Consider the following 13603-nt stretch of genomic DNA (forward strand, 5'->3'; position numbering starts at 1 on the left):
TCCGAAAATGAATATGAAAAACCTCAATAGAAGAAGTTTTATCCAAAAAACTTCGTTGACTGCGGCCGCTGTGTCCTTGGCACCGGGATATCTAAGGGCAAATTACGAGCGACCGTTATCATCAACCTACATGGGTGGGTTTTCGGCACCTAAATTAGAAACCGTACGAGCTGCATTTATTGGAGTTGGAGCCAGGGGAGGAACCCATGCTAAATTTTTTGCTGCTTTGGCAGGGACGGAAGTTGTTGCCATTTGTGATTTGTACGAAGATCTGGTAAATGAAAAAACCCGTTGGGTAAAAGAAGCGGCCGGTGCAAATAGGCATAAGAATATAGCCCAATATTGGGGAAGTGAGGATGAGTGGCGAACTATGCTCAAGGAAGTAAAACCCGATGTTGTGTTCATCGCGACCAACTGGGCAAACCATGCTCCTATGGCGATTGGTGCAATGGAGAATGGTGCTCACGCCTTTGTAGAAGTGCCCATGGCAACTACAATCCAAGATATGTGGGATATTGTGGATACCAGTGAGCGGACCCAAAAGCATTGTATGATGTTGGAGAACGTTAATTACAGCCGCGACGAGCTGATGTTCCTGAATATGTGCCGAAAAGGCTTGATTGGAGAAATATTACATGGTGAGGCTGCCTATATTCACGAACTGAGATGGCAAATGGAAGAACAGGAGCGAGGTACGGGATCTTGGAGAACCCATCACTATGCCAACCGAAATGGAAATCTGTACCCTACCCATGGGTTAGGACCTGTGTCCCAATACATGAACTTGGCCAGACAAGATGATACCTTTGGAAGTCTTGTCTCCTTCTCGACACCATCAAGAGGAAGGGAACTCTATGCGGAAAAGAAGTATCCAGAAGACCATAAATGGAACCAGCTTGACTTTAAAGGAGGTGATTTAAATACTTCCATAATTAAAACGACCCTTGGGAAAACTATTCTGGTCCAGTGGGACGAAACCAGCCCAAGGCCATATTCCCGATTGAACCTGGTGCAAGGCACCAAAGGTATATTGGCAGGATTCCCTACCCGTGTAGCTTTGGAAGGTGGTGTGGACGGAATTACAAAAGATCATCATTCATGGGTGCAGGGTGAACAGCTCGAAAAATTGTATGAAAAATATGATCATCCACTATACAAAAGATTGAACGTGGCGGCCAAAGGAAGCGGGCACGGGGGAATGGACGGTATTATGGTGTACCGGATTGTGGAATGTCTGCAAAAAGGATTGCCCTTGGACCAAAACGTTTACGAAGGATGTTTGTGGAGTGCCGTTTCGCCATTGAGCGAGCGCTCTGTGGCCAGTGGTGGAGCACCGCAGCCATTCCCGGATTTTACAAGAGGCAATTGGAAGGATACCGCGCCATTGGAAATTATAAGTTAAATATACCATAATTAATGATTGAATTAAAAGTACCTGCCCGAATCTGTTTTTATGGGGATCATCAAGATTATTTGGGGCTTCCCGTTATTGCCGGATCAATAGATCGATATATCAATGTTAAAGCTGTTGCAAACCAGGATAAAAAGTATCGGTTAAAATTATTGGACCTGAACGAAGAGGTTATTATTTCGGTTGATGATGACCTGAAAGATATTCAACCTGGTGATTACTATCGGTCCGTGATGTCCATTTTAAAAAATCAAGGATTTTCCTTTGAACAAGGATACGATATCGAAATATCGGGGAATATTCCCGTAAATGCCGGATTGTCCAGTTCCTCGGCCATAGTGGTGGCCTGGGTTCGATTTTTGGTGGCAACACAAGGTAAATCCGGTGAAATCAGTGATTATCAAATCGGAAGGTGGGCCTACGAAGCAGAAGTGCTGTTTTTTGATCAGCCCGGTGGTTTGATGGATCAATACACCATTGCGCAAAAAGGGCTTATTTATATCGATACAAAAAGTGGGGAAAGCACACGTTTAAATGCCAATTTGGGCAAACTGTTGGTGGCCGAGTCTGGAGTGCCCAAAAAAACCTTGGAAGTTTTGAAAAACGCTCAAGTATACGCGGATAAGGCTGTTCAAGCGGTTCAAAAGGAATATCCTGAATTTGAGGTGGAAACATCGACCTTGGACGACTACGAAAAATATAAGGCGTTGGTTCCTGTTGAGCTTCAAGATTATTGGTATTCCACTTTGTACAACTATCACATTACTATACAGGCAAAAAGAGAACTATCAAATCCAAATCCAAATATTCAGGTTTTAGGAGATTTAATGAATCAACACCAAGCAATTCTTCAGGACCAGATAAAGAACACGCCGAAGAAAATGGTGGAAATGATGGATGCCGCCCGAAGGGCAGGTGCCGTGGGAACAAAAATTATAGGTTCCGGTGGAGGAGGATGTATGGTGGCCATGGTTACAGAAGATGTTGAGGGTAAGGTGAAACAGGCATTTTTAGAGCATGGTGCCAAAGATGTTTATGTCGTAGAATTAACTAGTTGATAGGAATGGAGAACACGAGTTTGGTTATAATGGTGGGTGGGGCATCCTCCCGAATGAAAAGAAGTTTGCAGACAAAAGAAGGGGAGGGAATCATGACGAATATTCCCCATAAGAGTTTAATTCCTGTCGGACAAAAAGGTAGGCCATTTTTGTATTATTTGGTTAAAAATGCCATTAATGCAGGATACCGGAAATTGTATTTGATTACGAGCAGTGATAACAAAGCTTTTCAGGAATTTAAAGATTTTGGGGACCTTCCCAAAAATCTGGAAGTATTTTTGGCGGTACAATCGGTTCCCGAAGGTAGGGAAAAGCCCTTGGGAACTGCCGATGCCCTTCAGCAATGTATGGATCAGTACCCAGAATTGAAGCAGACCGCCTTTACGGTTTGTAATGGGGATAATCTCTATTCGGTGGAAGCCCTAAAAGCTCTAAGGGAAGAAAGAAAAGTTCCCCATGCCTTGATCAGTTATGCAAGCTCTGGATTTGATTATACCGAAGAACGCATTGCCAAGTTTGCCGTAATGGATATTTCCTCCGATGGGTTTCTTCGGCGAATTGTTGAAAAGCCAAAAGTAGAAGATGTTCCCAAATATCGAGACACTTCCGGTGAGTTAAGGGTGAGCATGAACATTTTTAGTTTTTCCGGGGAAGAAATATATCCGTTCGTAAAAAATTGTCCCATTGATCCTGTACGTAATGAAAAAGAATTGCCAAGGGCTGTGGCCACATTGGTCAGTGAGCAAACACAAAGCGTCCTTTGTATTCCACGTTCCGAACATATTCCAGATCTTACCGATGCCAATGATATTCAATTATTTAAAAATTTAGATTAACTTAAGGGCAGTTAATCCCATTCTTGCATCGAGCAAAATTTAAATTTTTGAAATGGAATCGTATGCGACTGCCTTGTTATATGCAACACCTTTTTTTATAGGCCTTGTTCTTATCGAAATACTTTATGGCCGTTATGTAAAGGATCAGAAGCACAATCTCATGGATACCGTGAGCAGTTTGAGTTCCGGTCTTACCAATGTGGTAAAGGATTCACTTGGACTTGTGGTTATCCTTGTCAGTTATCCATTTTTATTGGATCATTTGGCCTTGATAGAGATCAAGGCAACATGGTTGGTTTGGGTCGTGGCTTTTATTGCCTTGGATTTTGCAGGGTACTGGAATCACCGATTAAGCCATAGGATAAATTTTTTTTGGAACCAGCATGTAATCCATCACAGTAGCGAAGAGTTTAATCTGGCATGTGCCCTTCGTCAACCTATATCGAACCTTTTGGGGTATTATGCACTTTTATTGATTCCAGCTGCACTTTTGGGTGTGCCCAACACCGTAATTGCCATATTGGCGCCCATTCACTTGTTTGCTCAATTTTGGTATCATACACAACATATTGGCAAAATGGGTATTTTGGAATACCTGATAGTTACCCCTTCCCAGCACCGGGTACACCATGCCATAAATCCAGAATATATCGATAAAAACCTCGGACAGATATTTTGTATTTGGGATAGAATATTCGGAACTTTTCAAGAGGAGTTGGATGAAGTTCCTCCGCAATATGGGGTGTTAAAACCGGCTAACACATGGAATCCTATTATTATAAATTTTCAACATTTATGGCGATTGATGCAAGATGCTTGGCGCACCAAAAGTTATTGGGATAAAATTCGGATTTGGTTTATGCCAACGGGGTGGCGCCCAGAGGACGTAAAGGAAAAGTACCCCATTTCCATAATCCAAAATGTGCACAACTTTAGCAAATATCAACCAGAGGTAACATCAACTTTAAAAACATACGCCTTGTTTCAACTGATCGTGACCACCTTTTTAATGCTGTTCATGTTCTACAGTTATTCCGAAATTGGTTTTGATGGATTATTGCTGTTCGGTGCCTTTATTTTTGTTGGGATTTATGGATATACAACCTTAATGGACCGAAAAAAATATGCGATTTGGATCGAAGTAGTTCGTGGACTTGGAGGATTGGTCTTTATTTATATTACCAATGATTGGTTTGGGGTGAATAGTTACTTTTCAATCGGGAGTTACCTAATTGCACTCTATTTTTTGATAACTATTTTTGGGGCTGTCTATTTTACTTATTTTGAAAAATCGTTGGTGCGCCCAGATTTGGCGGCCTAGAGCGATTTTAACTCTTTTTCTACCAGTTCCACATATTTTTCCATGGCTTCCTTAACACTTATTCGCTTAGCTTGGAACAGTGCATTGGCTTTAAACGCGTTAATTAGTGGCGTTCTGCTACCGGGGTTTTCGAAATTCTTGTTGGCAATTTTAAAGTACGCATAGAGCTTCAACAAAAGATCCGCTGGCAAAGGATCAGTGTAGTCGTTTACAAAGTCAACAGCATCGTTGAATCTCTTTTGTAGCTCTTCATCAATCATTTTTTGGTCTTAAGGATGCAATACAGGTACGTGCGCCAACTACTTTTTGGTTCAATTTAACGGTAATATCACAATCTAGAGGCAACAATAGGTCTACTCTAGAGCCAAATTTTATAAAACCTGCATCTTCACCCTGTGTAACTTGTTCGCCTTCCTCGGCATAATTCACTATTCTTCTGGCCAATGCTCCTGCAATTTGCCTGTATCCTATTTCCCCAAACTTTGGTGTATGGAGCACTATGGTGGTCCGTTCGTTCTCGGTACTGGATTTGGGATGCCATGCCACCAAATATTTTCCGGGATGGTACTTGGAATAGGTAACGGTACCACTTGCGGGATATCTTGTGACGTGCACATTAACAGGCGACATAAAAATGGAAACCTGCTTTCTTTTTCCTTTAAAATATTCCGGTTCCTCAACTTCTTCGATTACCACTACCTTACCGTCCACGGGTGCCAATATTTCATCAAAAGTCGGGGTCACCAATCTTTTTGGGTTTCTAAAGAACTGTAAGATGGCGATCAATATGACCAGCGCGACAATCTGAACGGCATATCTGATCCATTCAATATCGATAAAATATTGTGCGGCCAAAACGCCGGCTACCACTAGAAAAAAAGTGGTGATAATAATTTTTTGCCCCTCTTTATGAAACATAGGTGAATATATTTAAGATCAAATACGCAAAAGGTGCAGCAAAGACCAAGCTGTCCAATCGGTCCCAAATTCCGCCATGTCCGGGTAAAATAGCTCCGCTATCCTTAACTCCGGCCATGCGTTTAAATTTAGATTCCAACAAATCCCCTAGACTTCCTGCTACCACAATTAAACATGCCATTGCCATCCATTCGATTAACGAAAGCCGTGTTTCGTACCACGATAAAAAATAGGCCGCGGCCAGTGCAAAAATAAGACCTCCTACAGAACCTTCAATGGTTTTTTTTGGTGAAACGGCAGGAAAAAGTTTAGTTTTTCCCACAGTTCTTCCTACCAGGTAGGCAAAAGTATCGTTTACCCATATCAAAATAAAGATGCCCATGATCAAGAATTGAGCAAATTCATCAATTTTATAGGGTATCATGGTCAAAAAAATACAACCTCCACCAATGTAAAGCAGACCGATCAAGAATTTCTGAACAGGAGTAAAGTTTCTGGGAGCATTGGTAAAGAGAAATACCAATAGGGCCAGATCCACTGTTATGGTAAAAAACATGAGCAGGTTGATCGCTGCACTGTTCTGGGTCAGATAAATAAAAACCCACCAGAGTGCCAAATAAGCCACGAATACATAATAACCTTTAAGGCGTACGATCCGCTTGTATTCGTACAGGCACCCCAAACCAAAGGTCATAAACAAAAAATCGAATGCGTCCGAACTTAAAAAAACCGCGCCCAGTAGGAGTACAACATAAATTACCCCTGTAATGGAGCGTCTTAATACCTCTCTCATGTATTTAAAAATCTTCTAGGAGTAAAAGATATACATTTTTTGAGGCACTTCCGTAGGAAAGGAAATCGTCTTTGTTTTCCGCTGTAGGCTGAAAGTGCTTTAAAGTGGTGATGTTGTTCGGGATATTTTTTTGATAGCGTTCCTTGATAATTTTTAAGGCTTCGCTTATGGAATCCACTAGTTGGCTGGTAGTCGCAAATACCACTAAATTGGATGGAAGTTCATCCAATTTTTTTTCTTTTATCTGGTTGGAACATACCAAAATTGAGCCATTGTGAGCCACTAGATGTTCACAAGTGGTAAAGAAAATCTCGCTTTCGTTTCGATTGTTGGTAAAGTCTATTTTTTCCGTGGCAAAACGAGTTTCCAATCTTGGGTCCATAGTAAAAAACAGATGGTCTTGCCAATCGTTCTCGGAAACAATGTTCTCCAAGGCTTCCGATACCTCTGCAAAATCTTCGCAATAGATAAATTTACCACCGTTCTTTTTAAAATAGATGGTAAATTTTTCATCAACGGGAATTTTTAAATCCGGCATATGGTCACCACGGGTTTCCGTAGTCTCCTTGGAAACCTTTTTTCCTCCTCCGAATAGTTTTTTAAAAACTCCCATTTATGGCACTTGTGCTTGTCTATCTAATCAATAATTGTGTTTTGATTGGATGATTCCTGATATATTTTTTATTTAGCTGGCTCTAGTTCTTCTTCTTGCTTTTCGAATGGACGTTGGCCAAATATTTTTTCCAGATCATCCTTAAAAATAACTTCCTTGTCCAAAAGTCTTTCGGCCAATTCGGTCAACTTGTCCTTATTGTCCTCGAGCAATTTTATGGCACGTTGATATTGCTTCTCGATGATCTTGGAAATCTCCTGATCGATTTTTTGTGCTGTTTCCTCGCTATAAGGTTTGGTGAAGCCATATTCGTTCTGACCGGATGAATCGTAATAGGTGATGTTCCCCAATTCATCGTTTAATCCATATATGGTAACCATGGCCCTGGCCTGTTTGGTCACTTTTTCCAAATCGCTTAAAGCTCCGGTGGAAATCTTATTGAACATTACCTTTTCAGCGGCTCTACCTCCCATGGTGGCACACATTTCGTCCAACATTTGTTCTGGACGCACAATTAAACGTTCTTCCGGAAGGTACCAAGCGGCCCCCAACGATTGTCCTCGGGGTACTATGGTTACTTTAACCAAGGGTGCAGCGTGTTCCAACATCCAACTTACGGTTGCGTGACCAGCTTCGTGGAACGCGATGGTTTTCTTTTCCTCTGGGGTAATGATTTTGTTTTTCTTCTCAAGACCGCCTACAATTCTATCCACTGCATCCAAAAAGTCTTGCTTGGTTACCGCCTTTTTCTCTTTACGGGCCGCAATAAGGGCAGCTTCGTTACAAACATTTGCAATGTCCGCTCCTGAGAAACCTGGTGTTTGTTTGGCCAAAAAGTCCAAATCCAAGGTTTCTGCCGTTTTAATGGGTCTAAGGTGAACTTCAAAGATTTCTTTTCGTTCGTTAAGATCTGGCAGGTCTACATAAATCTGACGATCAAATCGTCCTGCACGCATCAATGCTTTGTCCAGTACATCGGCACGGTTGGTCGCGGCAAGTACAATTACGTTGGTATTGGTGCCAAAACCATCCATTTCGGTCAACAACTGGTTCAAGGTGTTCTCGCGTTCATCGTTGGAACCTGTAAAATTGTTTTTGCCCCTTGCACGTCCAATGGCGTCGATTTCATCAATAAAGATAATTGCGGGTGACTTATCCTTGGCCTGTTTAAAGAGGTCACGGACCCTGGATGCACCCACGCCCACGAACATCTCCACAAAATCGGAACCGGATAAAGAGAAGAAGGGGACCTTGGCTTCACCAGCAACAGCTTTTGCCAATAAGGTTTTACCTGTTCCGGGAGGTCCAACCAATAGTGCGCCTTTAGGTATTTTACCTCCCAAGGAGGTATATTTGTCAGGGTTTTTTAGGAATTCCACAATTTCCTGTACTTCCTCTTTGGCTCCTTCGAGACCAGCTACATCTTTAAAAGATGTGCGTGTATCCGTTTTTTCGTCGAATAATTTAGCCTTTGATTTTCCGATATTGAAAATTTGACCGCCCGCGCCACCGCCTGCACCACCGGACATTCTACGCATTAGGTAAATCCAGATGCCGATGATCAGTGCGAAAGGAAGCAATGTCAGGAATATTTCTCCAATAACATTGGATTCTGTATCGAACTCGACGATGGTATCGAGGTTGTTTTCTTTTTTTATCTCCGTTATTTCGTTTTGGAAAATCTGCAGATCGCCATAATCCAAAACATATTGGGGAACCAATCCGGCAGATGGTAAAAGTGGTTTTTCTGCCACTCCCTTGTGCACATCTTTGTTCAAAGCTTCCTCTGTAAGAAAAACTTTGGCCTGACGGGTGTTGGTGATGATGACTATTTTTGAAATGTCACCGTTCCGTAAAAATTCCTGTAATTCGGAGGTTGTGGTCTTTTCCGTGCTCGAAAAACTGTTGCCTCCAAAAAATTGGAAACCAATAATCAATGCGATTACCACACCGTATATCCACCACGAACTAAAACGTGGTTTTTTTGGAGCATTATTTGGGTTGTTTTCTTTTGCCATTTTTTTCTTAAGAATTGTAACTGCTTTCTACCATTGTGACTTTGGCGTCTCCCCAGAGTCCTTCAATATCATAGAATTCTCTAATATGTTTTTGGAATACATGCACAACAACATTTACATAGTCCATTAGCACCCATTCGGCGTTTTCGGACCCTTCAATGTGCCATGGTTTATCATGTAAAGTCTTGCTGACCTTTTTCTGTATGGATGAGACAATCGCATTTACATGCGTGTTGGAAGTACCGTTACAGATTATGAAATAGTCGCAGACCGTGTTTTCGATTTCCCTTAGGTCCAGTAGATTTATATCAACTCCTTTAACATCTTCTATTCCCTCCAGAATCAAGGCAATCAACTCATCTGCGCTAGCTTTCGTTTTCTGCATTCAAAAAATTTAGATTTTACAAAGTTATGTTTTTTTTGTTTTCTTAGCCTTAGTTTTTAACAAATCATAAAGGCTTGCCATATTGGGAAAACAATTTCAAATACTCAAACTTGATGCCACGGACTCCACAAATTTGTTTTTACGGAATTTGCTGCGTTCGGAAGATCCGCCGGATTACACCGTAGTAGTGGTCGATAAACAATTGAAAGGCAGGGGGCAAATGGGGACTGTTTGGATGTCCGAAGGGGGGAAAAACCTTACTTTCAGCGTGTTGCGAAGGTTTGACACCTTTGGTGTAGAGCATCAATTTGTGTTGAATATAGCAATTTGCATGGCCGTGAGCGATGTGCTAAAAGCTTTGGGAGTGCCCAATGTGAAGGTAAAATGGCCGAACGACATTATGTCAGGTTCTGTAAAAATTTGTGGAATTTTAATTGAAAATGTACTCAAAGGTTCCATTATTGCCCAATCCATTATTGGTATTGGGTTAAATGTTAACCAAACTATTTTTGAAGGTCTGGAAAAGGCTTCTTCCCTAAAAGTGATCACGGGTAAAGATTATGATCTGGATGAGTTACTCCAAAAAATACTGGAGCAGATACAATATCACCTTAATGGGATCGAGGCAAAGACTGTGGGCCAATTGTTACCTGCATACGAAGAAATCCTTTTTAGAAAGGATAAACCATCCACTTTTAGCTCCCCAATTGGGGATATGTTCGTTGGGTACGTGCGAGGGGTGTCACCATCGGGAAAGTTGGTGCTCGAACTTGAAGATGAAATTTTTAAGGAATTCGACCTAAAGGAAGTAACGCTGCTTTACTGACCTATTTTATCCATATTATTGGATAAAGTGCCAATAAAATTGGTTATGGGTGCTTTGATCATCATGGCCATCATGGCATTGAACTCTCCTTGAAAACTAAGTCCCACTTCGCTTTCGTTTTCTTCCAATGCGGTAATATCAGCGGTAAGGGTAAAGGGAAGTTTGTCGCTTGCCGCTCCCAGAACAACTTTGTCGTGCGGGTTTTGTTCCTTTAACCGGAGTACAATCTCGGGCATACCTTTTAGGGCAAATTTAAAGGTGTTTTCGTCCAATACTTCAAACTTGTCAATATTGTCCGGCATTAAAGTTTCAAAGTTTTTGATGTCGGTCAAAAATTCGAATACTTCTTTGTTGCTTTTGGCTACTTTCTTTTTTGGTGATTCAATGTGCATGGTAAAAAATTATTTCCATTCTTGTGGGTTGGACTTCCACTCCAATAAGGTTTGTAACTGGGTTTCTTTGATATAGTTGGTTTCTGATGCTTGCTCTACCAGGTTTTCGTAGTCCGATAGCGTATGCAGTTCCACGTTTTCTTTTTTAAAGTTCTCGGCGGACACGGGAAAGCCGTAGGTAAAGATGGCGATCATGCCCTTAATGTCTGCATTTTGCTCTTTTAAGGCCTTGACCGCATTGAGGCTGCTATTGCCAGTACTGATCAGGTCTTCTATCACCACAACGCTCTGCCCTGGCTCAAAGTGTCCTTCGATCTGGTTTTGTCTACCATGTTCCTTTGGTTTTGGCCTAACATATACAAACGGGAGTCCGAGGGCTTCGGCAACAAGAATGCCAATGCCAATGGCCCCAGTGGCAACTCCGGCGATTACGTCCGGTTTTCCGTAGAGCTTTTCTACCTGTTTAGCCATTTCTTCCCGAACAAAGTTTCTGATCATAGGGTAGGACAACATAATTCTATTGTCGCAATAAATGGGAGACTTCCAGCCCGAAGCCCAAGTGAATGGATTTTCAGGTTCCAACTTAATTGCATTAATTTGCAGCAACAGCTCAGCTGTTTTTTTTGCGATTTGCTTATCTAAAACCATTGCGCAAATGTATGAAGTTTTTGTTAATGAGGCTCCACTGATTTTAACAAACGAGCGCCCCGAGGATTCCAATGGTAATTTGTTTTCTTTGGATGGTGATTCGATCGTTGAGGCCATCAGACTTTTGTCCAAAAAGAAGATAAGGAAGGCCTATCTGTACCATCCGGATGAAACGGAGATCCTAAAGCTTTTTATGCATAAAATCCCTGTAGTGGTCGCTGGTGGTGGTTTTGTGATCAATAAGAAAGGTAAGGTCCTATTTATTTTTAGAAACGGAAAGTGGGATTTGCCCAAAGGAAAAGTGGATAAAGGAGAGTCCATAGAAAATGCCGCAATACGTGAAGTAGAGGAAGAGACCGGCGTGCAAAATCTAAAGATTGAACGGTTTTTACGTACAACTTTTCATGTTTTTAAAAGAAACGGAGAGTATCGTTTAAAGCAGACGCACTGGTTTATTATGTCCACCGATTATGCCGGCAAATTAGTGGCGGAAAAGTCCGAAGGAATCAAAAAAGTGAAATGGAAGGGCCCCCGAAAGACCAAAAAGGCTTTAAAAAATTCTTACCATAACATTAAGATTCTGTTTGAGGATTGGCCGTTTATTTAGGAAGCAATCTTGACGCATCGCTATTCTTTTCTATACGATAAATGGGATAGGCAAGGTAGGCTTCTTCAAAATGTTCCGAACGTTCAAAAATCCAATTAAGTTGGGCATACCAGTTATTAGCAAAATTGAGGTCTCCTTCTTTTTTGGTCTCAAACTCCTGTAATAGAATAGAATCTTTTTGGAGCATTTCCAAGGCAACGTCTTCAAAAACATAAGGGGAAAACCCTTCTTTGCGTTGAAGAACCGTATCAAAAAAGTTCCAATTAAAAAAAGAATCCGCACCTTGTGGTTCCAAAGTTTCCAGTAAATAACGAATGCCCGGCTGTTGGGTTGGAACCAATATGTCTCCTTCCCTAAAATGAACTTGCTTTGTTTTGGCCTCTACTGTGGTGTTGGAGTGGAGGTAGTGCCCTTCGTATGGTGCTCTACGGGTATCGTAACCGGTGATTTTATAGGCTTCAACGGACAATGTGGTGTCCTTTTTTAATGGGGTGTATTGTATTTTATTGGCATCCAATCGCTCTATTACCTTTTTCCAACTTTTCTTTACAATGTATGCGGCAGGAACGATAACAGTATCCACGGGATAATAGTGGTCCATGTATACGGTCTCTTTGGTAAAGGGTTTTTCCCGATTGTATTTTAACCTTGGTAGGCCGGTGACTTCGCTAACAAGGGTTTCCGCCTCGTATCCCTTAAAATTTAGAATAGAGGTCTGGGTCGTATCCACTGCCCAATTAAAGTAATATTCGGAGAGTTCCAGATTATTCTCCAAAGTTTCTTTGCGAACTGTTCTTATGTTCCCGTGCTCAGCCTCCACGATTTCTATAAGGCTGTGCATTAGATCATAGGTGCCTTCTACACGTTGTTTGTATGGTTTTAGCATATGGGTTTCTACCATGAGCCCCAATGTGCTCCAAAGTGTGGTGTAGCCGGTGGAATACCTTGGGTGGTCCATAAATTGACTGAACCCCATCTCTGGCGGTGTGTTAAAAACGTTCACGTAAGGGGTTATGTCCCATTCTTTATCCGATAACGAATCTTCTAGGTTTGGCATTAAGGTTTTGTGCAGGTACTGGCCCATTTTTCCACCAAGCTTGTTGTGCTGGGTAAAAAGGTGCGTTAGGGTATATTGGTAATCTGCACCGTTACTTACATGGTTGTCTATAAAAACGTCGGGTTTTACCATGTGGAAAATTTGCGCGAACGTTTTAGCGTTCTGAGTATCCATTTTTACAAAGTCCCTATTAAGATCGTAGTTCTGTGCATTACCTCGAAAGCCGTATTCTTCAGGTCCGTTTTGGTTGGCCCTTGTGGTTGAATTTCTATTGAGTGAGCCACCGATATTGTATATGGGAATGGTTACCAAGACCGTTTTTTTGGGCAGGTTTAATTCTCCGGTGGCAAAATCTCTGTAAAGCATCATGGTGGCATCGATTCCATCGCTCTCTCCGGGATGGATTCCATTATTTATAAGTATGATAGTTTTTTCCTTCCGAATATTCTCGTAATTAAAATCTCCATCAGGATTATAGGTGACCATGTGCAAAGGGTAACCACTGTCCGTTGTGCCTATGGTGTGCAAGTTGATTTCGGGAAATTCCTTCGCGAGTCGAATGTAATAATCGATAGTTTGTTGATAGGTTGCCGTTTCCTTCCCGTCCGACAGTTCAAAGTGGGTAGGGTAAGAAGATTTTTCGTCCTGTGTTTCCGATTCGCAGGAGATAAAAAGAACTAGGGCCAAAAAGAGTACTAAGTGCTTCAAAATATTTCGGGA

The 13603-nt window shown here is 41.7% G+C and carries 15 protein-coding genes; 6 read left to right on the plus strand and 9 right to left on the minus strand.

Going from position 1 to position 13603, the window contains the following annotated elements; genetic code table 11:
* The first annotated feature begins 13 nt into the window (after window positions 1-13).
* The 4 genes from AB9K32_RS00700 to AB9K32_RS00715 are packed head-to-tail and all read left to right on the plus strand — an operon-like array spanning window position 14 to window position 4626.
* The gene (locus AB9K32_RS00700) at window positions 14-1402 is read left to right on the plus strand and encodes a Gfo/Idh/MocA family protein (protein ID WP_252080302.1); all 1389 of its coding nucleotides are present in this window, start codon (window positions 14-16) and stop codon (window positions 1400-1402) included.
* 14 nt (window positions 1403-1416) lie between these two features.
* Complete coding sequence (locus tag AB9K32_RS00705) at window positions 1417-2469, plus strand: GHMP kinase (RefSeq protein ID WP_369884076.1); 1053 nt, start codon at window positions 1417-1419, stop codon at window positions 2467-2469.
* Between the two features lie 5 nt (window positions 2470-2474).
* On the plus strand, window positions 2475-3305 hold the full coding sequence (locus tag AB9K32_RS00710) for a sugar phosphate nucleotidyltransferase (RefSeq protein WP_338196194.1): 831 nt from the start codon (window positions 2475-2477) through the stop codon (window positions 3303-3305).
* A 52-nt stretch (window positions 3306-3357) separates the two neighbouring features.
* Window positions 3358-4626, plus strand: a complete 1269-nt coding sequence (locus AB9K32_RS00715; RefSeq protein ID WP_369884077.1) for a sterol desaturase family protein — start codon at window positions 3358-3360, stop codon at window positions 4624-4626.
* Here the strand turns inward: AB9K32_RS00715 and AB9K32_RS00720 are convergent.
* The 6 genes from AB9K32_RS00720 to rsfS form a co-directional block, all read right to left on the minus strand.
* The gene (locus AB9K32_RS00720; RefSeq protein WP_224837646.1) at window positions 4623-4886 is read right to left on the minus strand and encodes an acyl-CoA-binding protein; all 264 of its coding nucleotides are present in this window, start codon (window positions 4884-4886) and stop codon (window positions 4623-4625) included. The genes AB9K32_RS00715 and AB9K32_RS00720 overlap by 4 nt on opposite strands.
* The gene (locus AB9K32_RS00725) at window positions 4879-5544 is read right to left on the minus strand and encodes a phosphatidylserine decarboxylase family protein (RefSeq protein ID WP_224837647.1); all 666 of its coding nucleotides are present in this window, start codon (window positions 5542-5544) and stop codon (window positions 4879-4881) included. The genes AB9K32_RS00720 and AB9K32_RS00725 overlap by 8 nt, the downstream gene beginning before the upstream one ends.
* Window positions 5534-6337: a phosphatidate cytidylyltransferase gene (locus tag AB9K32_RS00730; protein ID WP_338196187.1), complete on the minus strand. Its 804-nt coding sequence runs from the start codon at window positions 6335-6337 to the stop codon at window positions 5534-5536. The genes AB9K32_RS00725 and AB9K32_RS00730 overlap by 11 nt, the downstream gene beginning before the upstream one ends.
* Window positions 6338-6341: 4 nt before the next feature.
* Window positions 6342-6950, minus strand: a complete 609-nt coding sequence (locus tag AB9K32_RS00735) for an LUD domain-containing protein (RefSeq protein ID WP_224837649.1) — start codon at window positions 6948-6950, stop codon at window positions 6342-6344.
* Between the two features lie 68 nt (window positions 6951-7018).
* The gene (gene ftsH / locus AB9K32_RS00740) at window positions 7019-8968 is read right to left on the minus strand and encodes an ATP-dependent zinc metalloprotease FtsH (RefSeq protein WP_224837650.1); all 1950 of its coding nucleotides are present in this window, start codon (window positions 8966-8968) and stop codon (window positions 7019-7021) included.
* Window positions 8969-8975: 7 nt separating this feature from the next.
* Window positions 8976-9353 carry a ribosome silencing factor gene (gene rsfS, locus AB9K32_RS00745; protein ID WP_224837651.1) on the minus strand — a complete coding sequence of 126 codons (378 nt, stop codon included), beginning with the start codon at window positions 9351-9353 and terminating at the stop codon, window positions 8976-8978.
* Between the two features lie 82 nt (window positions 9354-9435).
* Here rsfS and AB9K32_RS00750 point away from each other — a divergent pair, with 82 nt between their 5' ends.
* The gene (locus tag AB9K32_RS00750) at window positions 9436-10179 is read left to right on the plus strand and encodes a biotin--[acetyl-CoA-carboxylase] ligase (protein ID WP_369884078.1); all 744 of its coding nucleotides are present in this window, start codon (window positions 9436-9438) and stop codon (window positions 10177-10179) included.
* Here the strand turns inward: AB9K32_RS00750 and AB9K32_RS00755 are convergent.
* Window positions 10173-10571 (minus strand): SRPBCC family protein, encoded by a 399-nt coding sequence (locus AB9K32_RS00755; RefSeq protein ID WP_369884079.1) that lies wholly within the window; start codon window positions 10569-10571, stop codon window positions 10173-10175. The genes AB9K32_RS00750 and AB9K32_RS00755 overlap by 7 nt on opposite strands.
* Window positions 10572-10580: 9 nt before the next feature.
* Window positions 10581-11219, minus strand: a complete 639-nt coding sequence (gene pyrE / locus AB9K32_RS00760) for an orotate phosphoribosyltransferase (RefSeq protein ID WP_224837654.1) — start codon at window positions 11217-11219, stop codon at window positions 10581-10583.
* A gap of 7 nt (window positions 11220-11226) precedes the next feature.
* Here pyrE and AB9K32_RS00765 point away from each other — a divergent pair, with 7 nt between their 5' ends.
* Window positions 11227-11826 carry an NUDIX hydrolase gene (locus AB9K32_RS00765; RefSeq protein ID WP_224837655.1) on the plus strand — a complete coding sequence of 200 codons (600 nt, stop codon included), beginning with the start codon at window positions 11227-11229 and terminating at the stop codon, window positions 11824-11826.
* Here the strand turns inward: AB9K32_RS00765 and AB9K32_RS00770 are convergent.
* Window positions 11819-13591, minus strand: coding sequence for a M14 family metallopeptidase (locus AB9K32_RS00770; RefSeq protein WP_369884080.1), 1773 nt, complete (start codon window positions 13589-13591; stop codon window positions 11819-11821). The two genes, AB9K32_RS00765 and AB9K32_RS00770, sit on opposite strands and share 8 nt — an antisense overlap.
* Between the last annotated feature and the right edge of the window lie 12 nt (window positions 13592-13603).

The sequence above is a fragment of the Allomuricauda sp. XS_ASV26 genome (genome assembly GCF_041224615.1).
GTDB lineage: Bacteria > Bacteroidota > Bacteroidia > Flavobacteriales > Flavobacteriaceae > Flagellimonas > Flagellimonas alginolytica.